General features: G+C 70.2%; 25 protein-coding genes. 9 read left to right on the forward strand and 16 right to left on the reverse strand.

Translation table 11 applies throughout. The features are described 5' to 3' along the window. Nucleotides 1-4 precede the first annotated feature (4 nt). Genes NAG42_RS27635 through NAG42_RS27645 form a run of 3 tightly spaced genes read right to left on the reverse strand, consistent with a single transcriptional unit; the run spans nt 5 to nt 3407 of the window. Entirely contained in the window at nt 5-2206 is a 2202-nt protein-coding gene (locus NAG42_RS27635) for an FtsX-like permease family protein (protein ID WP_250035095.1), read from the reverse strand. After that, nucleotides 2206-2886 (reverse strand): ABC transporter ATP-binding protein, encoded by a 681-nt coding sequence (locus tag NAG42_RS27640; protein ID WP_250034619.1) that lies wholly within the window; start codon nt 2884-2886, stop codon nt 2206-2208. The genes NAG42_RS27635 and NAG42_RS27640 overlap by 1 nt, the downstream gene beginning before the upstream one ends. After that, complete coding sequence (locus NAG42_RS27645; RefSeq protein ID WP_250034620.1) at nt 2883-3407, reverse strand: PadR family transcriptional regulator; 525 nt, start codon at nt 3405-3407, stop codon at nt 2883-2885. The genes NAG42_RS27640 and NAG42_RS27645 overlap by 4 nt, the downstream gene beginning before the upstream one ends. Before the next feature lie 200 nt (nt 3408-3607). Between NAG42_RS27645 and NAG42_RS27650 the strand changes: the two genes are divergently transcribed. The 5 genes from NAG42_RS27650 to NAG42_RS27670 all read left to right on the forward strand — a co-directional run bounded on the left by NAG42_RS27650 (nt 3608) and on the right by NAG42_RS27670 (nt 8072). Beyond that, the gene (locus NAG42_RS27650; protein WP_250034622.1) at nt 3608-5203 is read left to right on the forward strand and encodes an acyl-CoA synthetase; all 1596 of its coding nucleotides are present in this window, start codon (nt 3608-3610) and stop codon (nt 5201-5203) included. A 172-nt stretch (nt 5204-5375) separates the two neighbouring features. Continuing rightward, entirely contained in the window at nt 5376-6602 is a 1227-nt protein-coding gene (locus tag NAG42_RS27655) for a L,D-transpeptidase (protein ID WP_250034624.1), read from the forward strand. Between the two features lie 41 nt (nt 6603-6643). Next, nucleotides 6644-6973 carry an ArsR/SmtB family transcription factor gene (locus NAG42_RS27660; RefSeq protein WP_250034626.1) on the forward strand — a complete coding sequence of 110 codons (330 nt, stop codon included), beginning with the start codon at nt 6644-6646 and terminating at the stop codon, nt 6971-6973. After that, complete coding sequence (locus tag NAG42_RS27665) at nt 6973-7656, forward strand: cation efflux transmembrane domain-containing protein (RefSeq protein WP_250034628.1); 684 nt, start codon at nt 6973-6975, stop codon at nt 7654-7656. Before NAG42_RS27660 ends, NAG42_RS27665 begins: the two co-directional genes overlap by 1 nt. After that, nucleotides 7653-8072 carry a YkvA family protein gene (locus NAG42_RS27670; protein WP_250034629.1) on the forward strand — a complete coding sequence of 140 codons (420 nt, stop codon included), beginning with the start codon at nt 7653-7655 and terminating at the stop codon, nt 8070-8072. The genes NAG42_RS27665 and NAG42_RS27670 overlap by 4 nt, the downstream gene beginning before the upstream one ends. Nucleotides 8073-8262: 190 nt before the next feature. Here NAG42_RS27670 and NAG42_RS27675 read toward each other — a convergent pair whose 3' ends face one another. From NAG42_RS27675 to NAG42_RS27695, 5 genes are all read right to left on the reverse strand, one after another. After that, a complete protein-coding gene (locus NAG42_RS27675) occupies nt 8263-8736 on the reverse strand; it encodes a hypothetical protein (RefSeq protein WP_250034631.1) in 474 nt (157 codons plus the stop codon). 340 nt (nt 8737-9076) lie between these two features. After that, a complete protein-coding gene (locus NAG42_RS27680) occupies nt 9077-10909 on the reverse strand; it encodes a glycoside hydrolase family 127 protein (protein WP_250034632.1) in 1833 nt (610 codons plus the stop codon). Between the two features lie 7 nt (nt 10910-10916). Then, nucleotides 10917-11735: a carbohydrate ABC transporter permease gene (locus NAG42_RS27685; RefSeq protein ID WP_250034634.1), complete on the reverse strand. Its 819-nt coding sequence runs from the start codon at nt 11733-11735 to the stop codon at nt 10917-10919. A gap of 4 nt (nt 11736-11739) precedes the next feature. After that, the gene (locus NAG42_RS27690) at nt 11740-12585 is read right to left on the reverse strand and encodes a carbohydrate ABC transporter permease (RefSeq protein ID WP_250034635.1); all 846 of its coding nucleotides are present in this window, start codon (nt 12583-12585) and stop codon (nt 11740-11742) included. Between the two features lies 1 nt (nt 12586). After that, nucleotides 12587-13879 (reverse strand): ABC transporter substrate-binding protein, encoded by a 1293-nt coding sequence (locus NAG42_RS27695; RefSeq protein ID WP_250034637.1) that lies wholly within the window; start codon nt 13877-13879, stop codon nt 12587-12589. A 182-nt stretch (nt 13880-14061) separates the two neighbouring features. On the opposite strand from NAG42_RS27695, the gene NAG42_RS27700 reads away from it, so the two are divergent. Then, a complete protein-coding gene (locus NAG42_RS27700; protein ID WP_250034638.1) occupies nt 14062-15066 on the forward strand; it encodes a LacI family DNA-binding transcriptional regulator in 1005 nt (334 codons plus the stop codon). Between the two features lie 352 nt (nt 15067-15418). On the opposite strand, the gene NAG42_RS27705 is transcribed toward NAG42_RS27700, so the two are convergent. Both NAG42_RS27705 and NAG42_RS27710 read right to left on the reverse strand, forming a co-directional pair. Beyond that, nucleotides 15419-16051, reverse strand: coding sequence for an ATP-binding cassette domain-containing protein (locus NAG42_RS27705; RefSeq protein ID WP_250034640.1), 633 nt, complete (start codon nt 16049-16051; stop codon nt 15419-15421). Nucleotides 16052-16097: 46 nt separating this feature from the next. Beyond that, complete coding sequence (locus tag NAG42_RS27710) at nt 16098-16742, reverse strand: ABC transporter ATP-binding protein (protein WP_250034642.1); 645 nt, start codon at nt 16740-16742, stop codon at nt 16098-16100. A 162-nt stretch (nt 16743-16904) separates the two neighbouring features. On the opposite strand from NAG42_RS27710, the gene NAG42_RS27715 reads away from it, so the two are divergent. Further along, entirely contained in the window at nt 16905-18338 is a 1434-nt protein-coding gene (locus NAG42_RS27715) for a PepSY-associated TM helix domain-containing protein (protein ID WP_250034644.1), read from the forward strand. A 476-nt stretch (nt 18339-18814) separates the two neighbouring features. On the opposite strand, the gene NAG42_RS27720 is transcribed toward NAG42_RS27715, so the two are convergent. The 3 genes from NAG42_RS27720 to NAG42_RS27730 all read right to left on the reverse strand — a co-directional run bounded on the left by NAG42_RS27720 (nt 18815) and on the right by NAG42_RS27730 (nt 20949). Next, nucleotides 18815-19432: a DinB family protein gene (locus NAG42_RS27720; protein WP_250034646.1), complete on the reverse strand. Its 618-nt coding sequence runs from the start codon at nt 19430-19432 to the stop codon at nt 18815-18817. A gap of 168 nt (nt 19433-19600) precedes the next feature. Then, on the reverse strand, nt 19601-20278 hold the full coding sequence (locus tag NAG42_RS27725) for a hypothetical protein (protein WP_250034648.1): 678 nt from the start codon (nt 20276-20278) through the stop codon (nt 19601-19603). A 227-nt stretch (nt 20279-20505) separates the two neighbouring features. Beyond that, nucleotides 20506-20949 carry a hypothetical protein gene (locus NAG42_RS27730; protein ID WP_250034650.1) on the reverse strand — a complete coding sequence of 148 codons (444 nt, stop codon included), beginning with the start codon at nt 20947-20949 and terminating at the stop codon, nt 20506-20508. 423 nt (nt 20950-21372) lie between these two features. Between NAG42_RS27730 and NAG42_RS27735 the strand changes: the two genes are divergently transcribed. Continuing rightward, nucleotides 21373-21705, forward strand: coding sequence for a hypothetical protein (locus NAG42_RS27735; RefSeq protein WP_250035096.1), 333 nt, complete (start codon nt 21373-21375; stop codon nt 21703-21705). A 42-nt stretch (nt 21706-21747) separates the two neighbouring features. Continuing rightward, nucleotides 21748-22575 (forward strand): (2Fe-2S)-binding protein, encoded by an 828-nt coding sequence (locus NAG42_RS27740; protein ID WP_250034651.1) that lies wholly within the window; start codon nt 21748-21750, stop codon nt 22573-22575. Between the two features lie 63 nt (nt 22576-22638). Here the strand turns inward: NAG42_RS27740 and NAG42_RS27745 are convergent, their stop codons facing one another. Genes NAG42_RS27745 through NAG42_RS27755 form a run of 3 tightly spaced genes read right to left on the reverse strand, consistent with a single transcriptional unit; the run spans nt 22639 to nt 26209 of the window. Then, nucleotides 22639-22815, reverse strand: coding sequence for a hypothetical protein (locus NAG42_RS27745; protein ID WP_250034653.1), 177 nt, complete (start codon nt 22813-22815; stop codon nt 22639-22641). A gap of 20 nt (nt 22816-22835) precedes the next feature. After that, nucleotides 22836-23813, reverse strand: a complete 978-nt coding sequence (locus tag NAG42_RS27750) for a ribonucleotide-diphosphate reductase subunit beta (RefSeq protein ID WP_250035097.1) — start codon at nt 23811-23813, stop codon at nt 22836-22838. 53 nt (nt 23814-23866) lie between these two features. After that, nucleotides 23867-26209, reverse strand: coding sequence for a ribonucleoside-diphosphate reductase subunit alpha (locus NAG42_RS27755; protein WP_250034655.1), 2343 nt, complete (start codon nt 26207-26209; stop codon nt 23867-23869).

The raw sequence follows: 26209 nt of genomic DNA on the forward strand, positions 1-26209 counted from the left end.
CCCGCTACTCGTTGCGGGCGGCTTCCGGGCCGGTGATCTGGCGCAGCAGGGGCAGCGTCAGGCTGATGACGATCAGCGAGGCGAGCAGGCCGCCCAGGACGACCGCGTAGAAGGACAGGGCCGGCGGGCGCAGGGAGATCTCCATCTGGGCGCGCAGGAACAGATGGGTGGCCAGCAGGCCGGCGCCGAGGGCGACCACGGCGGCGGCCAGCAGCGGGGTCACGCTTTCCAGGGCCACGACCCGTTGCAGCGTACGCAGGGGGACGCCGGCCAGCCGCAGCATGCTGAACGGGCGCTTGCGTTCGCTCAGGCCGGCCGCGATGCCCACGGCGAGGCTGCACCCGGCGATCGCCAGGCTGGTCAGCACCACCACCTGGGCCAGGCGCTGCCAGCCCTCGAAGACCCGCATCGTCTCGGCGTTCCAGTCGGCCTCGGTGTAGGGCGTGTAGAGCATGGGATGGGCGTTGGCCAAGGTGGTGCGGGCGCCCTCGACCGCGGCCGTGGAGCCGTCGGTGTAGGTGACGATCGTGTCGGCCGGCAGGCTCGCCAGGCGGGTGGCGGGGATGTCGGCGGTGGGCCAGACGCCGTTCCAGCCGTCGGGGTCCTCCACGGTGTTGAAGACCCAGGCCGTCTCGGCTCCCGGCGCGCAGCGGCCGGTCGAGGACGTGTGGGCCAGGTCGGCGCAGGCGATCAGCGAGGACGGCCAGACCCAGCCACCGAGCGGGACGTGCGGGACCGGCAGATCGGCCGGTGGGCGGCGGGTGACGGCGGCATACCGTACGCCGGGCCCGCTCCTCAACGCGGCCGGCACCGGATCGCCGGTCGGGGCGGGCAGGCCGTCGCGGAAGATGGTGTAGAGAACCGCGTTGTCGGCGGTGGCGTTCAACTCTTTCGACCGGTCGGCGGCGATGGAGCCGATGATGCCGACGGCCACCGTGGTGACGAAGAGCGCGATGACCAGTCCGCTGACCGAGCGGAAGGCCGCCTTCGGGTGGCCGGCCAGGCGCCGGGCGGCGATCAGCCCGGCGGTGCCGTTGACCCGCCGGGCCGCGACCCGGGCCACCGCCATCGTCAGCCACGGGCCGGCCACGACGAGGCCCACCATCACCAGGAGGATGCCGGGCAGGAACGCCAGGATCTGCCCGTCCGTCGTGGCGGGACGCCGGCCGACGAAGAAGGCCAGCTCACCGAGACCGGCGAGCAGCGGCACGAGACGCCAGGCCCGCGGGGGCCGGGCGGCGGCGCGCCGGGCGATGCCGAGAGGCGACACCCGTACGCGCCGGAGCGAGACCAGAGCAGCGACCGCGGCCAGCAGCGGAACGCCGACGGCGACACCGCCGATCAGCGGCAGGCCCGGCGCGAGGTCGGCCGGGAACATGGCCGCGCCGGTGAACGGGACCGCGGCCAGGGCGTCGCGGGCCAGGAAGAAGAGGCCGAAACCGGCGATCGTGCCGGCGACGGCCGACACCATCGCCTCGACCGCGGCCACGACGGCGACCTGGCGTGGTGTCGCGCCGACCAGGCGCATCGCGGCGAAACGCTGCTCGCGGCGGGTGGCGGCCAGGCGGGTGGTGGTGCCGACCAGGATGACGAGCGGGAAGATGAGCGCGGCGGCGACCACCCCGAGAATGAGCTGCAGGCCCGAGGTGGGGATGCCGGACCAGCAGCCGTCGGGACAGGCGGTGGGAGCGGTCGTCGCGATGGTGCCGACCCGGCGGACTCCCGGTCGTGACGACAGCTCGTCGGCCGGGTAGCCGACAACGGCGACCAGCGAGCCGGGGGAGGGCAGGGCCTCGTCGCCGATCGTTCCGGCCAGGCGTCCGGGATAGCGGTCGGACAGCTCGGCGGCGGGTGTGGTGGCGATCAGCTCGGCCAGACCCGGGGACGCGAAATACTCGCCGGGGCCGGGCAGGCGGGGCAGGCCGGGCGGTACCGGCGAGCGCGGTCCGGTGGCGGCCAGGTCGACCCGGCCGATGGTCTGCGAGTCGAAACTGTCGATGCGCAGCTGCCACCACAGTGGATCCGGCCCGGCACTGTCCCGCGAATTGGCCCAGCCGTAGCGGTCGTTCTGCCCGGCGACACCGTTCAGACCGGCGAGCGCGGCGATCAGCATGCCGACCCCGAGCGCCATCGCGACCGAGATGACCACCAGCCGTACGGCTGCCTCACGACCCCCCGCCAGCGTGAGACGCAGACCGAAGCGCATCACGCGACGGCCTCCGCGGTGACCGCGAGGACCTTGCCGTCGCGCACCACAACTTCCCGATCCGCGTACGCGGCCACGCGCGGCTCATGCGTGACCAGGACGACGGTGGTGCCCTCGTCGCGGGCCGAGCTCACCAGCAGATCCATGACCTGCTCACCGGTGAGCGAGTCGAGCGCGCCGGTCGGCTCGTCGGCGAACAGCACGCGGGGACGGGCGACGAGACCGCGGGCCAGCGCCACCCGTTGCGCCTGACCGCCGGAGAGCTCACCGGAGGTGCGCCCCTCGAGCCCGTCGAGGCCGAGCCGGGCCAGCCAGACCCGGGCCTCGGCGGTCGCTTGGGTCCGCCGTACGCCGGAAAGCAGGAGAGGAAGCGCGACGTTTTCCTCGGCGCTGAGCTCGGGAACCAGCTGTCCGAACTGGAACACGAAGCCGAACCGGTCGCGGCGCAGCGCGCTCCGCCCGGTCTCGCCGAGCTGGTCGATGCGGTGCCCGTCGAAGTGGATCTCACCCGAGCCGGGGACGAGAATGCCGGCCAGGCAGTGCAGCAACGTCGACTTGCCGGAGCCGCTCGGGCCCATCACGGCGAGGATCTCGCCCTCGGCCACGCGCAGGTCGGCGCCGCGCAGGGCGGGCGTGCGGCCGAACGAGAGGTGGACGTCGCGGGCCTCGAGAACGGTCATCGCCGGACCTCCTGGGCGAGGGCGTCGAGCCGGGCCGCGGTGAGATCGATCCAGCGCAGGTCGGCCTCGATGTGGAACATGGCATGGTCGGCCAGCAACGCGTCGACGAGGCTGCCGGAGCGCTTGACCGTGGTCAGCTCGCGCATGCGTTGCATGTGGGCGGCGCGCTGGGTGTCGAGATAGTGCTCGGCCGGGCGGCCCAGCAGCAGCGACAGGGTCACCTTGGCGAACAGCACGGTCTGCAGGTGGGGCTCGGGCGCGACCGGCTCGGTCAGCCAGCTGTCGACCTCGGTCGCGCCGGAATCGGTGATGACGTAACGCTTGCGGTCGGGGCCGGCGCCCGCCTCGGGGTCGCTGATGACCACCTTGCCGTCGCGGGCGAGCCGGCTCAACGTCGAGTAGACCTGCCCGAAGGACAGTGGCTTGTCGCGCCCGAAGAAGGCGTCGTAGTCGCGCTTGAGGTCGTAACCGTGGCTGGGCTCGCGCTCGAGCAACCCGAGCAGGGTGAGAGGTACCGTCATGCGGCCGACTATACGCCGAGAGTATACGCCGAGAGAAGACCTGAACCGGGGCGGATCGCGTCCACAAAGGGACTGATCCCTTGCCGTGACCCAGCTCACTGTCCTACGGTCACGCCAGACCTTCGGAACTGTCCGCCGCTCGCTCGGCACGCGACCGCCGCCCCTGGAAGACCGCCGCCCCTCGAACAAGGGCTCCGACCATGATCGAGCACCTCCGCGCCGTCCTGCGGATGCACCAGATCGGCATCATCGATCTGCTGCGACCGCGCCGGCTGCTCCGCGCGGCCGCCGACAACTCCCGGCTCGGCCCGCAGGCCGCCCTGATCATGAAGGCGGCGGCCGAGCATCCGGACGCCCCGGCGGTGACCGACGACCGCGGCACCCTGACCTATCGGGAGCTCGACGAGCAGTCCAACGCGCTGGCCCACGCCCTGAAGGGCCTCGGTCTGCCGGACCGGTCGGTGGTCGGGGTGCTGGCCCGCGACCACCGCGGCCTGGTGCTGGCCATCAGCGGCACCGCCCGGGCCACCCTGCGGCTGGCGCTGATGAACACCGGCCTCGCGAAGCAGCAGTTCGCCGAGGTGGTCGCCCGCGAAAAGGTCCGGGTGGTGCTGTACGACAGCGAGTTCGCCGCCCTCGTCGAAGGCCTGCCGGACGACATCCCCCGCTACGTGACCTGGGGTACGGCGCCGGGCACGCCGATCGACGAGCTGATCGCGGCGCATCCGGTCACCCCGCTGCCGCTGCCCGACCGGCCGGGCGGTTTCATCATCCTCACCAGCGGCACGACCGGCCTGCCCAAGGGTGCCCCGCGAACCAAGGTGTCGCCGCTGGCCAGCGCGGTGATCGCGGACCGGATCCCGTTTCCCCGGCAGGGTGCCGCGGTGTTCGCGTCGCCGCTGTTCCACAGCACCGGCTTCGGCGCCTGGACCGTCGGGCTGTCCCTGGCCAACCATGCCGTGCTGCTGCGCCGCTTCGACCCCGAGGACATCGTCCGGGCGATCGCCGAGCACCGGGCGCAGATGCTGGTGGCGGTGCCGACCATGCTGACCCGGATCCTCGCCCTCGGTCCCGAGATCATCAGTAAGTACGACACGTCGTCGCTCAAGGCGGTCTTCGTCGCCGGGTCGGCCCTGGCCCCCGAGCTGACCAACCGGTTCCACGAGATGTTCGGTGAGGTGATCTACAACGTGTACGGCTCCACCGAGGTCGCGGTCGCCTCGGTGGCTCAGCCGGCCGAGGCCCGCCGGGCGCCCGGGACGGTCGGCCGGCCGCCGATCACCGTGCACGTCGCCCTCTACGACGCGAACGACCGCCGGGTCACCCGGTCCGGGGCGCACGGCCGGGTGTTCGTGCGTACCGGAATTCCGTTCGAGGGTTACACGGACGGCCAGCACAAGCAGGTCATCGACGGCTACATGGCCACCGGCGACCAGGGTCACTTCGATGACGAGGGCCTGCTGTTCATCGACGGCCGCGACGACGACATGGTCATCTCGGGCGGTGAGAACGTGTATCCCGTCGAGGTGGAGAACCTGCTCTGCGGGCGCGACGACGTGGTCGAGGCCGCGGTGATCGGCGTCGACGACCCCGATTTCGGCCAGCGGCTGCGCGCCTTCATCGTGCCCACCGACGCGTCGGCCCGCGATCCGCAGGTCGTCAAGGACTACGTACGGGCGCATCTGGCTCGCTACAAGGTGCCGCGCGACGTGGTGTTCCTGGACGTGCTGCCCCGCAACCCCACCGGCAAGGTGGTGCGCCGCGACCTGCCCACCGAACCGCCGGTGACCGGCTGAGCCTCGTCGGTCGGCGAGGGACTCCGGTCGATGCGGTCTACCGGTGGAGATCCAAATCTGTCACGATGACCTCCCTTTCGAAACGGAAGCAACGTTTCGGGTCCGGCTCGCGTCTCCAGTGTGTGCGGGGCCATGGACGGCGCCGGTTGGCATCCCCCCGAATGTGAGAGTCATGATTCAGCGACGCAAGGTGATCATCGGCGCGATGGGAGTGGCCGCGGCCGCCGCGGCTGCTGGGTGCTCCCCGTCCGGTAAGGGCGGCGGCGACGCCGCCTCCTGGGTCGGATCGGCCGCCGACGTCGAGCAGGCGGTGGTGCCGGTCCGGCTGAGCGTGACCCCGGCCGACGGGAACGCCGAAGTATCACCGGTGAAGCCGATCGTCGTCAGCGCCGAGAGCGGCACCCTCCAGTCGGTCACCGTCACCGCCGGTAAGGCGAAGGTCGACGGCGCGATGCAGGACGACGGCAGCTGGCGGTCGACCCAGGACCTTGCGTACGGCCGGAAGTACAAGGTGACCGTCACGGCCACCGACAGTGCGGGCGCGAAAACGACTGAGGGCACCACCTTCACGACGATGAAGCCGGAGAAGACGGCAACGGTCACCTTCCAGGCCAACGCCATGGTCGCGCTGAAGGAAGGGCGGACGTACGGCGCGGGGCAGCCGGTCATCGTCGCCTTCAGCCGCGCGGTCAACAAGAACGCGGCGGAGAAGGCGATCGAGATCAAGACGTCGCCCGCCGTGAAGGGCAAGTTCTACTGGCGCGACGACAAGACCGTGCACTGGCGGCCGGCGAAATACTGGGCCGCCGGAACGACGATCGACGTGACGGTCAACGCGTTCGGGGTCAAGCTCGGCAAGACCACGTACGGGGCGAAGAACGCGTCGACCCGCTTCCGGATCGGCCGGCAGCTGATCGCGATCAGTGACAACCGGACCCACCTGACGAAGGTCTACGTGGACGGCAAGCTCGTCCGCACCATGAAGAGCAGCCTCGGTAAGGGCGGGGGCACGACCGGGGCCAACGGTGAGCGCATCAGCTACTGGACGGCGGGCGGCCCGCATGTCGTGCTGGGCAAGAAGCGCAAGCACACGATGAGCTCGGCGAGTTACGGCGTGAGCGACCCCAAAGACCCGAACTACTACGTGTCGGAGAACATCGAGTTCTGCACCCGGATCACCTATTCCGGCGAATACCTGCACGCCGCTCCGTGGAACCGCTCGCTGGGCCGGGCGAACCTGTCGCACGGGTGCATCAACCTCAGCACGGCCGACGCCAAGTGGGTCTACAACAACTTCCGGATCGGCGACATCGTCGACGTCACGCACACGCCCCGCGACCTCCCGATCTGGAACGGCCTCGGCGACTGGACGGTGTCGTTCGACAAGTACGGCCGCTGACCCCTCCCCGTGAGTACAGCGGGGGCTGTACTGTCGTCGACATGGAGACGGTGACGCACGGCCAAGCGCTGGCCCGGTTCGGTCACGCGCTGTCCGACCCCACCCGAGCCCGGCTGCTGCTGGCGTTGCGGGAGGCTCCGGGCTACCCGGCTGAGCTGGCCGACCGGCTCGGTGTCACCCGGCAGAACCTGTCCAACCATCTGGCCTGCCTGCGGGGCTGCGGCCTGGTCGTCGCGGTGCCGGAAGGCCGGCGTACCCGTTACGAGCTCGCCGACACCCGGCTGCGGCACGCCCTCGGGGACCTGCTCGGCCTGGTCCTGGCGGTCGACCCGGCCGCCTGCCCGGAGGCCGCCGACAAGGGCTGCTGCTGATGAGCCTGCCGCTGATCCCGCTCACCCCGGCCGGGCCCGCACCGGGGCGCCGCGCTGTGCTGGCTCGCCGTCTCCGCCTGCTCGTCGCGGCCACGATCACCTACAACGTCATCGAGGCGGCCGTGGCGATCACCGCCGGATCGGCCGCGTCCTCGACCGCCCTGATCGGGTTCGGTCTGGACTCGGTCATCGAGGTGTCCTCGGCGGCCGCCGTCGCCTGGCAGTTCGCCGGCCGTGACCCGGAATCCCGCGAGAAGGTGACCCTGCGGATCATCGCGGTCTCCTTCTTCGCGCTGGCCGGCTACGTCACGGTCGAATCGGTGCGGGCGCTGCTCGGCGATGTGGACCCGCGGCATTCCACGGTGGGCATCGTCCTGGCCGCGGTGTCGCTGGCCGTGATGCCCGGTCTCTCGTACGCCCAGCGCCGCACCGGCCGCGAGCTCGGCTCCCGCAGCGCCGTGGCCGACTCCAAGCAGACCCTGTTGTGCACCTACCTGTCGGCCGTGCTGCTGGCCGGCCTGCTGCTGAACTCGCTGTTCGGCTGGGCCTGGGCCGACCCGGTCGCCGCGCTGGTCATCGCCGCCGTAGCCGTCAAGGAAGGCCGCGACGCCTGGCGCGGCGACGCCTGCTGCGCCCCGATCGCCACGGGTGGCTGCCCTGAGAACTGCTGTACCGCCTCGTGACACGTGACTGGTTGATCGGCCTGGCCGTCGCGGCGGCCTGCGTGATCGCGGGCTGGCTCACGCTGATCGTGCTCGCCCGGCGTCTGCCACCCGGAGTCCTGCGCGATCTGGCGGCGTTCATCCCCGACTGCGTGACCACCGTCCGGCGTCTCCGTGCGGATCCGCGAGTTCCGCGCCGGGCGAAGGTGGCGATCGTCATCGCCGGGATCTGGGTCGCCAGCCCCATCGACCTGATCCCCGAGTTCATCCCGGTGATCGGTCCGCTCGACGACATCGTCGTGGTCGCGATCGCCCTGCGCTACGCCGGCCGCCAGGTCCCCCGCGACGTCATCCTGGCCGCCTGGCCCGGCGAGACCCGGCTCATCGAACGCCTGCTCGGCCCGCCCAAGCCGCCACCGGGCACACCGCCGGTCTGAACAACGCCGAAGCAGCCTGCCGCCGACGGTCGAGCGAAGGCGCCTGGTGGATACAGCGATTCAGCCGAACGCGCTGTCCACAGCCCGAGACAGAACTGTCACGCGTGTCAGGGGACCGCACTGCGTTCGCTGATCGGACATTGCCGGCCCGATCGCACCGTCGGGCTCGGAGCACAACCGCGTCGAACGGTCAAACCTTGGTTGAATCGTCCGAGGCAAGGGACTCAGCGATCTTCGCCAAGCGGGGATAGCCCCAAGGCTTGCCGGCTACTTCAGCCCTCAACGCGGGGGACTTCTTCAAGAGATCCGTACAGTACAAGTCCCACGTATTCTCGTCCTGGGCCGCCGGAACGGCAGACAACGCATAGTGGCCGATGCAAAGAACGTCTGCGTACATTGCCGCAACCATTTCGACTCTGGCTGGATCGGCGACATCCAGCGCACACTCGCTTCGTTCGGGTGCGAAGTGCGGAATGAGAGAAGGGTCGTCGGCGAGGAAGCGTTGAACGTTGTGCAATCCCGCCAGGACGCTGTGCAGGGTGGCTACGCCATTCATCGTGGCCTGAAAGCCGACCTGCTTGGCGAGCACACGTGCTTGCCATCCCGAGAACAGCAGTGATCCGATGATGCCGATCGCACCTATAATTGCCAATGCTGTTGACATGCGGGTCTCCCTCGTCGCCTTTCCTCCATCTTTGCATCCAGCGGCAAGGTGCTCCGCTCGGCTATTTCGATCATCGAGAAGTGCCCTCTCTAGCAGGCGGCTCGATCGATGAGAAACAGGAAGTCAGTCAAAGATCGACACAGGGGAAGCTCTGAAGTTCCGCATACTTCAAGATCTGTAGTCGCGTAGCCCACCGACGTTGGCCACCGTTCCCGCGCGAGGGTGGTGCCTCAGCGCAGCTTTGGGGTCGTCGGCTGGATGCTGCCGATCAGCCGTGGCCGCACCACGGAGCGCCAGCACCGCACCGTGGGGTCTGAGGGTCGACTACAGGCAGACACGGCTATGTCTGGGGTAACCACACGCGCATCGTCGACGGGCCGTGGGATGCCCAGTCGTGGTAGGGGCGGAGGGTGATGACGGCTTCCTTGAAAGGGGGGTCGGGGCGGATGGTGGTGTATGGCCAGTCGTCGTCGGGTGGCTCCAGGATCTGGCCGTGGACGGTCACGCCGCCGGTGCCGTCGTCGGTCAAGGGCCGGGAGGCGTCCAGGGAAAACGTGTCGACGGAGGGGTCGGCGGATTCGGCGCAGTAGACGAGCGGGCCGCGTTCGACGGCCACGCAGCCTCGGACGGCGTCCACGCGGGGGTCGGGGTGGGTCAGGCGGGGGTGGACGGGCAGGGACAGGGTGATGGTGTCGCCTGGGGTGAAGTGGCGGCGCAGGGGGGCCCAGCCGGGCTCGACCGGGGCTCCGTCGAGGGTGGACCCGGTGGCCCACGAGGGGATCCGCAGCGTCAAGGTCCAGGGTGTGGTGGGGGAGCGGTGGATCCGTACGGTGATCTGGCCGCTCGTCGGGTAGTCGGTGTCGACCTCGAGGGACACGTCAGCGGTCTCGAGCGTCGCGGCGGCGTACTGGTGCAGTTGGATGCCGTTGTCGTCGGTGGTGGCGACGTAGGCGGCGAGGCTGGCGAACGTGCGCGAGATGTTGGTCGGGCAGCAGGAGACCGTGAACCAGGGCGCGCGCAGCGTGGAGGAGGCGCGGGGCACGATCTCGTCGGGCGGGGGTACCGTGCCGAGCGTCCGCTGGTGCAGGGTGTTCGTGTAGAAGAAGCGCGTGCCGTCGTCGGACGGGGACGTGGCGATGACGTTGAACAGGGTGCGTTCGATCAGATCGGCGTACCGGACGTCGCCCTGGGCCAGCAGCAGCCGCCACGCCAGCATCACCGAGCCGACGCCGGCGCACGTCTCCGAGTACGCGCGGTCGGGCGGCAGCACGAAGTCGTCGCCGATCGCCTCGTCCTGGTGGCGCGCGCCCACGCCGCCGGTCAGGTAGACGCGCCGGGCCACCGTCGTGCGCCACTGCCGCGCGACCGCCTCCAGCAGTTCGTCGTCGCCCGTCTCGGTGGCCACGTCGACCGCGCCGGCGGCCAGATACATGGCCCGGACCGCGTGGCCGCGCAGCACCGGAGCCGACCGCACCGGCAGGTCGTCCTGGAAGTAGGCGCGCCCGAACTCGATGTCGGACAGGACGTGGTGGCCGCGCCGCTCCACGAACAGCCGGGCCTGCTCCAGATAACGGGGGTTGCCGGTGACCCGGTAGAGCTCGACCAGCGCCGGCTCCACCTCGGGATGCCCGCACACCGACTCGATCCCGCCCGGCCCGAAGACCTCGCACACGTGGTCGGCGGCCCGCACCGCGACGTCGACGAACTCGTCGTGCCCGGCGGTGCGGGCCCGGGCCACGGCGGCTTGGATCAGATGCCCGTACGAGTAGAGCTCGTGCCCCCACTCCAGATCGCTGTATCGCGGTGGCCGCCCGGGCCGGCCGAAGTTGGTGTTGAGGTAGCCGTCCGGCTGCTGCGCGGCGGCCACGCGAGCCGCGACGGCCCGGAACCGGGCGTCGACGGCCGGGTCGCGCGTGCGGCCGTACTCCCAGGCCAGCGCCTCCAGGAATTTGTAGACCTCGGTGTCGGAGAACTCCCGGCCCCGCCGCGGGGCGCCGTCGAAGTTCGCGAGCCAGCCGGACCGGTCGAGCCAGAGCTCGACGTGGTCGAGCGTGGCCGACCCGTTGACCTGCTGGCGGCGGGCCCAGAAACCGGGGGCGCGCAGGGTGACCGCGCTGAGCCCGAGCGGGCGCAGGCGGCCGCGGCTGGGCACGACGGGAGACGGGACAGTCATGTGAGCATCACCCCTTGAGAGCGCCGGACATGAACCCGCGGACGTAATGCCGTTGCAGGGCCAGGAAGAGCACGACGCACGGCAGCGCGAGCACGACCACGCCGGCTTCGGTGGCGCCGTAGTCGACGATGCCCATCACCTGTCCGCGCAGGTTGGCCACGGCCAGCGGCAGCGGCATCTTGTCGGAGTCGCTGATCAGCACCAGCGGCGTGATGAAGTCGTTCCAGGCGGCCAGGAACGCGAACAGCCCCACCGTGACCAGGCCGGGCTTGGCCGCCGGGAGCAGCACCCGCAGCAGCGCCCGGAACGAGCCGCAGCCGTCGATGAGTGCCGCCTCGCGGAGCTCGTCCGGCACCGCCTCGAACGAGATCCGCATCATGAACGTCGCGAACGGCAGCTGGAACATCGACAGCACGAGCGCCAGCCCGACGAGCGAATTCTGCAGCCCCAAGCTGTTCAGCAACACATACAGAGGGATCAACAGCGTCGCGTACGGGACCATGAGGATCGCCAGCGTGACGAGGAACAGGGCGTTGCGGCCGGGGAATCGGAAGTTCGCGAACGCGTAGCCACCGGTGACCGAGGCGAAGAGGGTGAAGGCCACGGTCAGCAGTGAGATGGCCGTGGAGTTGAGGATGTACTGACCGATGCCGGCCTGGTAGGTGGCCAGCGTGGCGTAGTTGCCGAAGCCCCAGCCGTCGCTCTGCCGGGTGCCCGCCTGCGGTGAGACGGAGGCCAGGGAGGCCCAGACCAGCGGGAACAGGAACACGATGGCCAGCCCACCGGTGAGCACGACCTGGGGCGTACGGATCAGCAAGCGCGACACCCGATCAGCTCTCCTTGCCGCGCAGGCCGCGGAATTGCAGCACGTTGACGATGAGAAGGGCGGCCAGCACCACGATGGACAGTGCGGCGGCCCGGCCGAGGTTGTTCTGGCCCTGGAAGGCCACGTTGTAGACGAGCTGCACGATGGTGACCGTGCTGTTGTCCGGCCCGCCCTTGGTGAGGATGTAGAACTGATCGAAGGCGAGCAACGACCCGGTGACACAGAGGATCGTGCACAGTGCCAGTGACGGCCGCAGCAGCGGCAGGGTCACGTGCCGGAAGGTCTGCCCGCGGCTCGCCCCGTCCAGACGGGCCGCCTCGTAGACGTCGCCCGGAATGCTGTGCAGCCCGACCAGGAGCAACAGCATGTAGAAGCCGGCGAAGCGCCACACGATCAGCGCGACCGTCGACCAGAGCGCCGACCACGGGGTGCCCAGGAACGAGATCTGCCCCGGGAACGGGCTCGCCTGCGGTGAGTAGAGCGCGTAGAACAACAGCGACGCCGAGGCCAGCCCGAGCGCGGAGGGCACCAGGAACGACGTACGCAAAAAGCTTGTCCAGCGCGACGACTCCTGCACCAGCAACGCGAGGCCGAGCGCGAGCCCGAGGAGGATCACCGTGGTCACCACCGTGTATTTCACGGTGAACCAGACCGCCGGCCAGAACAGCCGGTTCTCGAGGGCGTCGGTGAAGTTCTCGGGCGCGTTCCAGCCCCGGTTGCCGGCGAACAGGCCCCAGTCCGAGACCGACATCCGGCCGACCAACAGGATCGGCAGAACGAAGAAGACCAGGACGAACAGGGCCGTCGGGGTGGCGTAGGCCCAACCGGCGGCCGGGTTTGCCTTGGCCACGCTATTGGGCCAGGGCGTCGGTCAGGGCGGTGTTGTCCTGGGCCAGGCTCCCGGCCTCGCCGTAGACCTGGTTGCGGACGAGTGTCATCCACGGGCTGCCCGGGGCGTTGAAGGCCTGCTGGAAGTTCACCGACACGGGGGTCTTGCTCTGCGGCAACGAGGCCACCCTGTTGACGACGGCCACCCGCGGATCCTTCTGGCTGTACTTGTTGTCGGCCAGATCGGTCCGCGACACCGTGCTGCCGGTCGCGGCGATCACGTCGACCTGGGCCGCTTCCGAGCTCAGCCAGGACAGGAAGTTCCAGGCCTGCTCGCTGTGCTTGGAGTCCTTGGAGATGCCGATGCCGTCACCGCCCACGAACGTCGAGGCGCCCCCGTCGACGCCCGGGATCGGGACGACGCCGACATCGACCGTCTTGGCCGCGGTCGACAGAAGCGTGGCCGGGTAAGGCATCACGCCCACCTTGCCCTCCTGGAAACCGGCCACCCAGGTCGCCCCGGTCTCGTCCTTGGCGCCCGGGGCGATCGCGCCCGCGTCCTGCAGCTCGCGCCAGGTGCGGTAGACCTGCTGGGCGGCCGTCCCGTCGAGCAGGGACTGCGTGCCTTCAGGGTTCATCACTTCCTGGCCGCCGGCCCAGACCATGGGGAACCACGTGAAGACGTTGCAGCCGCCGCAGTTGCCGCCGAAGTAGGTGCCGTAGGTGTCCTTCTTGCCGAGTTGCTGGATGGCGAGGGCCTGATCCTTGAACTCGTCGATGGTGGACGGGCCCTTCTCGGGGTCGAGGCCGGCCTCCCGGTACAGCTTCTTGTTGTAGAAGATGACCGACAGGTCGAGGACGAACGGGAGCACGTATCTCTTGTCCTCGAACGTGCCCGCTGTCAGGTGCCCCTGGTTGATCTTGTCGGCGTACGGGAGGAGTTCGATCCGCTCGGAGAGGTCGTCGAACAGTCCGGCCTTGGTCCAGTTGGGCACATAGACGATGTCGGCGGCGAACAGGTCGGGCAGGCCCCCGCTGCCGGCCGCCGCACCGACCTTGGCGACGTAGTCGTCGTTCGGCGTGACGGTCAGCTTCACCTGGTTCTTGTGGGTCTTGTTGTAGGCATCGACCAGCGCCTTGGCCTGCAGCTCCAGCGGGGCGCGGGTCCAGAGGGTCAGTTCCGAGCCGTCGTCGGTGCCCTCGGCGGTGATCTCGCCACCGCCGCCCGAGGCGTCATCGTCGTCCCCGCCGCAGGCCGCGGCCGAGGTCAGCAGGCACGCGATCATGGTCACGGCCACCGCTCTGCGGATGCTCAAGGTGCTCCTCCGTTTTCGGTCAGGCGATTCACGGGGAGTATGGTGGCAGCTTGTCAGTGCAGCTCAAGCCGGTTCCTAGGCCGGGAGCCGATCTGCCGAAAAGGTTTTCAGGAACCTAAACCTGCGGCTATTTTGCTGTCAAGAGCCGTGTCGTCCGTTCGTCGTCAGGAGAGGAAACGAGGTTGGAGCGAGCCACTCTGCGCGACGTCGCCCGGCTGGCCGGCGTGTCCGTCGCGACCGCGTCCAAGGCGCTCAACGGTCAGCCGCAGGTGCGCGCCTCGACCCGGGAGCGGGTGATGCAGGCGGCGTCCCAATTGGACTTCTCGCCCAACACGCACGCCCAGGCCCTGATCACCCAGCGCACCGGGACGGTCGGGCTGCTGACGTCCGATCTGGAGGGTCGTTTCTCGATCCCGATCCTGATGGGCGCCGAGGACGCTTTCGGCACCGGCCAGACATCGGTGTTCCTGTGCGACGCCCGCGGCGACAGCATCCGCGAGCGCCATCATCTGCGGGCGTTGCTGTCCCGCCGGGTCGACGGGCTGATCGTGGTCGGCGCGCGGCCCGACAGCCGGCCGTCGCTGGGCCGGGATCTGCCGGTCCCGGTCATCTACGCGTACGCCCCGTCGGAGGACCCGGCCGACCTGTCGCTGGTGAGCGACAACGAGGGCGGTGGCCGGCTGGCGGTCGACCACCTGATCCGCACCGGCCGCCGCCGCATCGCGCACATCACCGGCGACGCCACCTACGGCGCGGCGCAGGACCGGGCGCGCGGGGCGCTCGACCGGCTGGCTCAGGAGGGCTTGGAGGTGGCGGGCGGCGAGGTGTGGTTCGGCATGTGGTCGGAGGCGTGGGGGCGGGGGGCCACCCGGATGCTGCTGGAGCGCTGCCCCGACGTCGACGCCATCTTCGCCGGGTCCGACGAGATCGCCCGTGGCGTGGTCGACGTGCTGCACGAGGAGCGCCTCGACGTGCCGGAGAAGGTCGCCGTCGTCGGCTACGACAACTGGACGATCCTGGCCGCGAACGCGAGGCCGCCGTTGACGACGATCGACCTCAACCTGGAGCAGCTCGGGCGGGTGGCCGCCCAGCGGCTCTTCGCGGCGATCGGCGGGACGCTGGGCTCCGGCGTCGAGAAGTTCCCGGGCAAGCTCGTGACCCGCGAGTCGACCGCCCCGCTGCGCTGACTCACGGCCGGGCTGACTCACTGCGGGCTGATCCATCGTGGGGCTGATTTACTGCGCGGCTGACTCGGCTCGGGGCCGGCTTGGGGCGGGGCGGCTCACATCGGCTTAAGGCAGGGCCGGCTCGCGGCGGGGCCGGCTCGCGGCGGGGCCGGCTTGGGGCGGGGCCGGCTCGCGGCGGGGCCGGCTCGCGGCGGGGCCGGCTTGGGGCGGGGCCGGCTCGCGGCGGGGCCGGCTTGGGGCGGGGCCGGCTCGGGGCGTACGGGAAGCCTCGGAGCCGCTCTCAAGGCGCTCGAGCAGGGACGCGCCAGGGTGCGGCGCTCGGCGTCGGTCAGCCGGCGCGGGATCATCTCGCTCAGGACGCGGAGGCACCGATCGGGTGTGTGGCGGCCGGGACGGGAGCCGGGCGCCGATGCTGCGCACGTACGCTGATCCGCCCCTCGTGGAGGTGGACGACCTGGTCGGCGAACGGGGCCGGGCGGGTGGTCGAGGCCAGCACGGTGAGGCCGAGCGCGGTGAGGGATTCGAGCAGTCGCCGCTCGACATCGGGTGGGAGAGTCGCGGTGGCCTCGTCGAGCACCAGCAGCCCCGGACGCCGCAGGACGGCTCGGGCCAGGCCGATCCGCGAACGGTGCCGGGCGGGGTCGCCGGCCTCGGGCAGGGCGGCGATCCGCAGCGCCTCGGACACCTCGGCATCGTCGTAGGCGCCGCCGAGCGTGACATTCTCCCGGATCGACCCGGCGACCACGAACGGCCGGCGCGTCACCACGGCCACGGCCGACGCGACCCGGTCGGCGGGCAGCCGGCGCACATCGACGCCGTCGAAGCGGACGGAACCCCGGGCCGGGGCCAGGCCGGCGGCCACATCGAGCAGCGCGGTCGCGCCCGGCCCGGCCGCCACGGTCAGCGTGCCCGGCTCCAGCACCAGGTCGGCCCCGGCCAGGACCCGGCGGCCGCCACGCGAGACGCCGGCCCCCCGTATCTCCACCCGCACCACGTGGACCACTCCCCGCACTCAAGACCTATGATGTCTATCAACCTAGTAGGTCTTGACCGGCTCTGTCCAGGCGTCCGGAGTGCAGCGGGAGCAGCTCGTCGGCGAGGTCGATGATGCGCTGGTCGTGCGTGGCGACCACGACGAGCGTGCCGCCCGCGACCGCGCCGGTCAGCGCCGCGAGCACCAGGGCCACGTGCTCGTCGTCCTGATGGGCGGTGGGCTCGTCGAGCAGGGCCACGGCCGGGCTCAGGGTGAGGGTGCGGGCCAGGGCCGTACGCTGCTGCTCGCCCAGCGACGTGTCGTGTGCGGGCCGCGCGGCCAGCGCGTCCAGGCCCAGGCGGGCCAGCAGCCCGGGATCGGGCTCGTGGCCGCGCAGGCGCGCGGGCAGGTGGGCGTTCTCGGCGACCGTCAGCTCGGGGGCGAGCGCCGGGCGCTGGGGGAGCAGGGAAACGGTCGCCCAGTCGTCCACCGCGGTGGCCGGCTTCCCGTCGACCGTCACCTCACCCCGGGACGGCGCCATGATGCCGGCCACCAGATGCAGCAGCGTCGACTTGCCGGAGCCCGACCGGCCCGCCAGCACGGCGAGCCGGGCCGGTGGCAGGGAGAAGCTGACGTCGCTCAGCACGGCGGTGGTGCCGCGCAGGTGGGTCACCGCGTCCAGCCGTACGAGATCTGCCGTCACAACGCCCATCCTGCCTGACTCGGCCCGGCCGCACCCGCCCCCAACGGGTGTCCCGGCTGCTTCATGGTTCCTGACAGACGGCTGGGAACTAACTCGCCGCGGGGAGCGACCTACGAGACGGCAGCATCCCCATTCGTCGTGGACCCCCGGAACGAGGAGCCCATGTCAGCCGTCCCCCAGACCCAGGTCAAGCCGGCCGCGTCCCCCCGGCCTCCGCAGAAGTCGAGCGGCTTCGGGCCGCTTCTCCTACGCCTGCACTTCTACGCCGGCATTTTCGTCGCCCCCTTCTTGTTCGTCGCCGCGCTGACCGGCCTGGCCTACACGCTCACGCCGCAGCTCGACCAGATCGTGTACGCCCACGAGCTGACCGTGGCGAGCACCGAGGGCCAGCCGCGGCCGTTGGCCGACCAGGTCGCCGCCGCGCGCACCGCGCACCCCGAGGGCACGATCGCCACGATCCGGCCGGGCGAGGGCGACGGCACCACGCAGGTCGACTTCACCGTGCCCGAGTTGACGAACGACCGGCAGCACACGGTCTACGTCGACCCGTACACGGCGGAGGTACGCGGTCAGCTCACGACGTGGTTCTCCTACACACCGCTGAAGACCTGGTTCGACGACTTCCACCGCAACCTGCAGCTCGGCGATCTCGGGCGGCACTACAGCGAGTTCGCGGCGAGCTGGCTGGCCGTGATCGCGCTCGGCGGGCTGGCGCTCTGGTGGCGGCGGCAGCGCGGAAACCGTACGGCTCGAAGGCTTCTGACCCCGGAGCTGTCCGCCCGCAAGGGTGTCCGCCGCACGCGCAGCTGGCACGCGGCCACGGGGGTGTGGCTCACGGTCGGACTGCTCTTCCTGGCGGCCACCGGGCTGACCTGGTCGCGCTACGCGGGCGGCAACTTCGGTGCGGCGCTCGACTCGCTCCAGGCGGGGACGCCGTCGCTGTCCACCGGTGTCACGGCTGCCGGCGGCGGTCATCACGGCTCGTCGTCGGGCGCGGTGGCGTTCGACCCGGCCACAGTGGACGCGGTGGTGCGGGTCGCCCGCGACAACGGGCTCGACGGACCGCTGGAACTGGGCGCCCCGGCCGACCCGAGCACCGCGTGGACCGTGGCCCAGAACGATTCCGAGTTCCCCGTACGCAAGGACCGGCTCGCCGTCGACGCGGCCACCGGGACCGTGGTGGACCGCAGCGACTTCGCCGACTATCCGGTGCTGGCGAAGCTGACGAGCCTCGGGACGAGTGCGCACATGGGCATGCTGTTCGGCGTGGCCAACCAGAGCCTGCTGGCGTTGCTGGCTGTCGGGCTGCTGTGCGTCATCGTCTGGGGTTACCGGATGTGGTGGCAGCGTCGGCCCACCCGCTCCGGCCGGCGGGCATTGGCCGGCGTGCCGCCGGTGCAGCGCGGTGCTTGGCAGCAGTTGCCGCCGTGGGCCATCGTGGTCGGCGTCCCGGTGGTGATCGCGCTCGGCTGGGTGATCCCGTTGCTGGGTATTCCGCTGGCTGCCTTCCTGGTGGCCGACATCGCGCTGGGCGCTCTGCGCTCCCGCCGCCGAAACACTGCCATCCCCATCTCCCCACCGCCCGCCGGAAGCTGAACCGCCAAGACTGCCGTGCGCGTCTGGCCGCCAACCTGCCCGGCGGTGGTTGAACCTTTCCTGCGCGTCTGGCCACCCACCTGCCCGCCCGAGGTTGAACCGCCCAGACTGCAGTGCGCGTCTGGCCACCCACCTGCCCGCCGGAGGTTGAACCGCCCAGACTGCCCGTGCGCGTCTGGCCACCCACCCGCCCGCCGGAGGTTGAACCGCCAAGACTTCCCCGCGACGCCGCGCCCGAGCGAGCCCACGTCACGTCTTGCCACCCACCTGTCCGCCGCAAGCTGAAACCGTCGAAACTGTATTGGCCGTCTGCCCCGGCGAATCGCATCGCCGGGGCGGGCCGCGGTCCGCATCGGAACGGGCCCCCGGGCCCCGCGCCCATTCCCCGCGTGCCGATTTGCTGTGCCCTGTGGATGAGGGCCCCTACTCGTGCAAGCGGGCGTCTCCTGCGGTCTCGCTGGGCTGTCCTGTCGTGACTAATGTGCGGGCGTCCCGGCCCCATCATCCGGGTCGATCTGATGCGAGCCGCCGGCTGCTTCCTGCGCGTTCCGCTCGAGTTTCGCCCAGTACTTCTTGCGGGCTGCGGTGTCGATCGGCTCCTCGTACTCGGGCAGCATCCCGGTCCGGCCGTCGATCTGCTCCCGCAAGATGTCGGCGTGCCCGGTGTGCCGGGTGGTTTCCTGCAGGACGTGGAGCAGGATCGTGAACAGCTTGACGTCCGGCCGCGACCACCACGGCACGTGGCCCGGCGCGTCGAGGGCAAGCTCCTCGATCGTCGCGTCCGCATGTCCCCAGGCACGCTGATAGAAGTCGACGATCTGTTCGCGGGTCTCGTCCGGGGCCGCCCACAGGTCACTGCCGTCCGCGTCCTGCCATCGCCCCAGCGGTTCCGGGGACGGGCGGCCGAAGACCTCACCGAAATACCAGGACTCGAGGGTCGCCATATGTTTCACCAGGCCGAGCAGGTTGGTCCCGGTCGCCGTCAACGGGCGGCGGACGTCGTACTCGGACAGGCCGTCGAGCTTCCACACCAGCGCCTGACGAATCGACTTGAGCCTGCCGTGGAGGTGGTCTTTGGCGAAGTCATCGATCATGGACCACGAGCCTGCCATCCGACCGCGAGCGGAGCACACCCGGACCTCGACACCGTGGGTGAACTCGCCGCACGCCTCCGACGCGCCCCGCCCTCCAGGCGATGCCCAGGCCGTTGCCATGCGCGTGCTGCCGACTCACTGACCCGTAACCCCGGAATTGAAATGGGCTCACATGGCGAAATCGTCGGGAGTGATGCCGAGATGGGAACGGGTGTGTTCAACCTGGGCGCGCATGAGTCGGATACCGGATGCCGGGTCACGTCGGATCGCCTCGGCGTTCTGGCGCACACGTCGCCCGACGGCGAGGGCCCAGTCGCTGCCGTCGTCCCTGGCAGCACTTTCGGCCACGTCGGCCGTCCGCACTGCCGCCTCGAGATCACCGCGGATCACCTGGAGGCAGAAGAGTTCTTCCTGGAAGTGAAAGTTCTCCGGCCTCTGCGCGGCGTCGGCTTCAACGAGAGGCGCGAAAGTCGCCAGTGTGCCGAAACGATCGAAGTACGGCAGGGCCTGGTCGCGGATCAGGTCGAGAATCTCCAGCATCGGGCCCTCGGCCTCTTCCACGGACGTAGGAGCCGGGGCAGGCCAGTAGGGGTGAATGTCGCCCAGTGACTTGAAGTACTGCCAGCGTCCGGTGACGCCGTCATCGGGTTTGGCGAGTAGGACCACCAGATACTTGGCATCGAACGCGGTGGAGAAGTTGCTGCCCCCAAGCGTTACGCAGCAGGCCAGCCAATTGGCCGGCCGTCGATAGAGGAATCGACCTGAGCGACTGGCGACGTCCCATTCGCCGGGCAATCGCGGGATGACGTATCTCCTCATACCGCCGCCCCACACCCGACTCTTCAAGATGCCTCCCCGACACCGGCGGCTGGAAGTCCGAGACACGAGGAGTCCCACCGCTCAGGCCTATCCTCGCTGCGCTCAAGGCATCAGCGGGCTGGATCGAAAAACTTGCCCGCGAGAAATCGCCTACGCACCCGCAGACCAGGCACGACCGTCCCCGCGCCATCTGCCGATGAAGATCAATCACTGATCACGGGACAGAACCCCTCACGCGCTAGAAGTCGCTGCGCTCACATGCGGGCAGTGAAAGTGAGCGGATCGCTCAAATGTGCTTGGACGGTGACTGTGACGAGGGTCGGGTGTCCTTCGATTGACGGCAGGACGGCGACCGCGACGTCGTCGGCTACGCGCTGGACGGCTATCGGGCTGCCGTCGGCGGTCCGGATCGACCACGAGTGGACCGGGCCGGCCGCTCGATCCAGGCACAGGTGCACTACAGCGGTCGCGCCGACGCGTTTTTCTGAGCGAACGAGCATTCGGCGCTCACCGGCGTAGGCGGGCACCGAGGCTCGCTCCGGACAGGAGGCGCCGGTCTTGGCCGGATCCAGGTGTGGCGCGCTCAGCAGGAGCGATACGACGGCGGCCAGCGCGACAACGGCGGCACCGAAACCGACCAGGAGACGGTTCGGCCGGTGGTGCTCGTCGCGCACATTCGCGCACGGACGTGCGGGCATGAGCTCATGTGCGCCGTGCCGCCCGTGCCGCACGGCCGGCCCGTGGGACGGGGTGGCTCGGCGGCGGCGTGTCGCAGGGCAGTGGCGGGTCCCCGAAGTCCGGTGCGACGCGTCTTGATCTCCGAGCTCCATGCCCGGTAGTCGTCCGCCACCCGGCGATGGTTCCCGTGTCTCTTTCCAGAACCACGCTGACGTGCACAGATGTGGCTCGGCAGGCACAGGCGTGCGGTCGCCGGTCGCTCGGAAGCGAGCTGAGCGGTCTTCTCCGGCTGAGGCATGTCGTCGGCGGGCGGCGGGGGGCATGTGGTCGTTGTTGGTCGCGGCCGTCACTGCGGGGGAGGGGGCGAACCGGGGCCGACCTGATCATCGTTAGCGTGGCGGGGTGAGGTGTCATCTGTGAGCGAGACCGTCGAAGGCTGCACGGTGACCGTGTGCCGTGACTGCTGCTGCGGCAACGCGCTGAAATATCCGTCGGTCGACCACGACGCGCAGCTCGACCGGCTGCGCGACGCTTTGTCGCCGGCCCACCGCATCCGTACGAGCCAGTGCCTCGACGTCTGTGCCGAGGCCAACGTGATGGTCGTCCATCCCACCCCCGCCGCCCGCCGCCGGGGCGCCCATCCGGTCTGGTTCGGCCTGGTGCTCAGCGACGCCGTCGAAGCCGACATGGTGGCCTGGGTCGAGGCGGGCGGTCCCGGTGTGGCGGAGATTCCGGCCGTGCTCGACCTCTCGGTGATTCCGGCCCCGGGCCGCTGACGAGCACGCCGGTGATGCTGTGCGGGTCGTAGAGTGAGTGCCGTGCCGGGTCCCGAGGTCGACGCCGGGCCCGCGCTCGAGGCCGCCGCCCTGCTCGGGCCCTATTTCGCCTGGCAGCCGCACCGACCGGATCCCGCCGATCGAGCCGGCCGGCTGCCGTGCTCCGCTGATGCCGGCTGGCGGCCGATGTCGGATCTGCTGGACCCGGAGGTTGTCGCTGAGCGGGTGGCGGCCGGGCGGCGGACGCTGTGCCGCATGTCGGGGCTGGGGCCGGAGGCCATCGAGGAACGGGTCGTGGCGTCGACGATCTTCCTTCAGCTGGCTTCGCGGCTGGTGTCGCCCCTCGTGGCGGCGGCGTCGGTGCATGGCGCGTTGCCGGTGGCCGACCCGGCGCGCCTGTGGTGGCAGCCGGTGGAGGGCGGGCCGATGCCGATCGCCTACGGCGGTCTCTCGGCTGTCGCCTGCGCCGGCTGGGATGCCGCTGAGGTCGCTGAGGCCTTCACCCGTACGGAAATTCGCGCTCTGGTCGAGCCGGTGCTCGAGGTTTTCCGGGAGCGGTTCAGACTGTCGCCGCAGGTGCTGTGGGGCAACGTGGCCTCGGCGCTGGGCGGCGCGGCCGGGATGATCGCCGGTAACGCCCCGGGCTTCGCCGAGCGCAGTGCGGCCGTCGTCGCGGCGGTGCTCGCCGTACCGCCGCTGACCGGGACGGCCGCCCTGATCCGGCCCGATCCGACACGGGCGCGCTGGTTCCTGGTCCGGCACAACTGCTGCCTCTACTACCGCATCCCCGGCGGCGGCACCTGCGGCGACTGCGTGCTGATCCCGGAGGACGCTCGGCGCCGGCACTGGCAGGCGGTGCTCGCGCGCTGACGGGAGGACCGCGACACGGCTGCCGGTCGCGTCCAGCATGACGGCGGCCGCGGCTCACAAACGTCAGCCGCGGCCCTTCACGAGCGGCAGCAACACCTCGTCCACGATCGCGACCAGCACATCGTCCTGGCGTTCGTGCTCGACGGTGCCGAGCGGGCCGAGCGAGCCGAGCGGCTGCGGCGCGGTGGCCGGGATCGGCCGTGAAAACGTCGGGCGGGCGGCCGGTGTCCCGCTCGGCAAAGCGGGACACCGGAGATCGCTCAGAAGTCGTCGTCGAAGCTGACGCTTCCGGTCACGCCGACCTGGTAGGCCGAGACGCGGCGCTCGAAGAAGTTGGACAGCTCCTGCACGTCCTGCAGCTCCATGAAGGCGAACGGGTTCCGGCTGCCGTACATCGGGTCGATGCCCAGCACGGCCAGCCGGCGGTCGGCGACGTGCTGCAGGTATTCGCGCATGTCGGTCAGGGACATGCCGGAGACGCCCTGGGTGAGCAGGTCCTCGGCGAACTGGACCTCGCACTCGACGGCCTCGGCCAGCATCTGCTTGACCTGGTGTTCCAGGTCGGCGTCGAACAGGTCGGGCTCCTCCTGGCGCACGGTGTCGACCACGTCGAAGGCGAACGCCATGTGCATGCTCTCGTCGCGGAACACCCAGTTGGTGCCGGAGGCGAGGCCGTGCAACAGGCCCCGGGAGCGCAGGAAGTAGACGTACGCGAAGGCTCCGTAGAAGAACAGGCCCTCGATGCACGCGGCGAAGCAGATCAGGTTGAGCAGGAACGCGCGCCGGTCCTCGCGCGTGCGCAACGTGCGCAGCTCGTAGATCGAGTCGATCCACTTGAAGCAGAACTCGGCCTTGCGCGCGATCGACGGGATGTTCTCGACCGCGGCGAACGCCTCGAACCGCTCCTGCTCGTCCGGGACGTACGTGTCGAGCAGGTTCAGATAGAACTGGACGTGCACGGCCTCCTCGAAGAGCTGCCGGGACAGGTAGAGGCGGCCCTCGGGCGAGTTGACGTGCTGATAGAGGTTGAGCACGAGGTTGTTGGCCACGATCGTGTCACCGGTCGCGAAGAACGCCACCAGCCGCGACACCAGGTGCTGCTCGGCCGGCGACAGCTTCGACAGGTCGGCCAGGTCGTTGTGCAGGTCGACCTCCTCGACGGTCCAGGTGTTCTTGATGGCGTCCTTGAACCGGTCGAAGAAGTGCGGGTAGCGCATCGGCCGCAACGTCAGGTCCATGCCGGGATCGAGCAGCGTCTGCCGGGTCGCGGCGGGAGCGGGGGGAATGGTGGTCACTGGCAGGCCTCGCAGGAGTCGGGGTTTTCCAGGGAGCAGGCGAGCGCGGCCGGGGCGACGGAGACGGTGGCCTGCTGGATGCGGGTGGCGGGGCGGGAGCGCAGGTAGTACGACGTTTTCAGGCCGGCCTTCCAGGCGTAGAGATACATCGACGAGAGCTTGCCGATGGTCGGTGCGCTCAGGAAGAGGTTGAGCGACTGCGACTGGTCGATGTAGGGCGCCCGCGCCGCGGCCAGGTCGATCAGGGCCCGCTGCGGGAGTTCCCAGGCCGTCCGGAAGAGCTCGCGCACCTCGGCCGGCAGCTCGGCGATCTGCTGCACGGAACCCTCGGCCCGCTTGATCCGCTCCCGGATGGCGGCGGTCCACAGGCCGCGGGCCTTCAGTTCCCGTACGAGATAGGTGTTGATCTGCAGGAACTCGCCCGACATGGTCTCGCGCTTGAACAGGTTGGACACCTGCGGCTCGATGCACTCGTAACAGCCGGCGATGGACGCGATGGTCGCCGTCGGGGCGATTGCCACCAGCAGCGAGTTGCGCAGACCGCTCGTTCGCACGCGGGCGCGCAGATCCGTCCACCGTTGGGTCTGGGTGGGCGTGACACCCCACAGGTCGGGGTGCAGCTCGCCCCGGGCGGCGCGGGTCTCGGCGTACGCCGGATGGGCCCCGAACCGCTCGGCGAGCCCGGCCGACGTCTCCAGCGCGGTCAGGAAGATGTCCTCCTGCACCCGGGTCGACAGCTCCCGCGCCCCGGCCGAGTCGAACGGCAGCCGCAGCGTGAAGAACGCGTCCTGCAGCCCCATCAGCCCGAGGCCGACCGGCCGCCACCGCGGGTTCGACTTCGCGGCCTGCTCGGACGGGTAGTAGTTGATGTCGATCACCCGGTCGAGGAAGACGACAGCGGTCCGCACGGTCTCGCGCAGCTTCTCCCAGTCGACGCCGCCGGCTGTGACGTGCGCGGCCAGGTTGACCGAGCCGAGGTTGCACACGGCCGTCTCGTCGTCGCTGTTCACCTCGAGGATCTCGGTGCACAGGTTCGACAGGTGGATCGTGTTGCCGGGCGCCCCGGTCTGGTTGGACAGCGCGTTCGAGCGGTCCTTGAACGTCATCCAGCCGTTGCCGGTCTGCGCGAGGGTGCGCATCATCCGGCCGTACAGGTCGCGGGCCTTGACCGTCTTGACGGCCTTCTTCTCGGCGGTGCGGTAGGCGAGGTCGAACGCGTCGCCGAACAGGTCGGGCAGCTCCGGAGCGTCCGACGGGTCGATCAGCGACCAGTCGCCGTCGGCCTCGACCCGGCGCATGAACTCGTCCGGGATCCAGTTGGCCAGGTTCAGATTGTGCGTACGCCGGGAGTCCTCGCCGGTGTTGTCGCGCAACTCGAGGAACTCCTCGATGTCCGGGTGCCACGGTTCGAGATAGACGCAGGCCGCGCCCTTGCGCCGGCCGCCCTGGTTGACCGCGGCCACGCCGGCGTCGAGCGTCTTGAGGAAGGGGACGATGCCGTTCGACCGGCCGTTGGTGCCCCGGATGAGCGCGCCCCGGCCGCGGACGCGGGACCAGGCGATGCCGATGCCGCCGGAGAACTTCGACAGCTTCGCGACCTGGTGGTACCGCTCGTAGATGGAGTCGAGCTCGTCACGCGGGGAGTCGACCAGGAAGCAGGACGACATCTGGGTGTGCCGGGTGCCCGAGTTGAACAGCGTCGGTGAGCTGGGCAGATAGGCCAGCGACGACATGAGGCGGTAGAAGCCGATCGCCTCGGCCGGTGACGTGGACAAACCGCACGCGACTCGCAGCAGGAAGTACTGCGGCGTCTCGAGCACCACGCGCTCCTGCGGGTGGCGCAACAGATAGCGGTCGGCCACCGTGCGCAGACCGAAGTATTCGAACCGCAGGTCGCCGTCCGGGTCGACCGCGTCGTCGAGTTCGCACGCGTGGCGCGCGGCCAAGCCGGCCGTCTCGTCGCTGATCAGCCCCTGGAGGTGCGCGTTCCGGATCGATTCGCTGAAGCTGTGCACGCCCTGGAGGCGGACTTCCTGATCGACGTACGCGGCGAGCAGACGGGCCGCGAGCTTCGAGTACTGCGGTTCCTCGCCGATCAGCTCGGCCGCCGTCCGGATCGTGAGCTGGTCGAGCTCGGCGGTGGTGGCACCGTCGTAGAGACCGCTGACCGTCCTGGTCGCGACCCGCAGCGGGTCCACCTCGCCGAGGTCGGCGACCCAGCGCTCGACCGCCTGGACGATCGTGGTGACGTCGACCGGCTCGAGACCGCCGTCGCGCTTGCGCACCCGCGGGTGCCGGCGTTGCTCCGGCACGGCGGTCGTGCCTTGGATGACCGTCAT

Origin of the sequence: Paractinoplanes maris (genome assembly GCF_023544465.1) — a bacterium.
Lineage (GTDB): Bacteria > Actinomycetota > Actinomycetes > Mycobacteriales > Micromonosporaceae > Actinoplanes > Actinoplanes maris.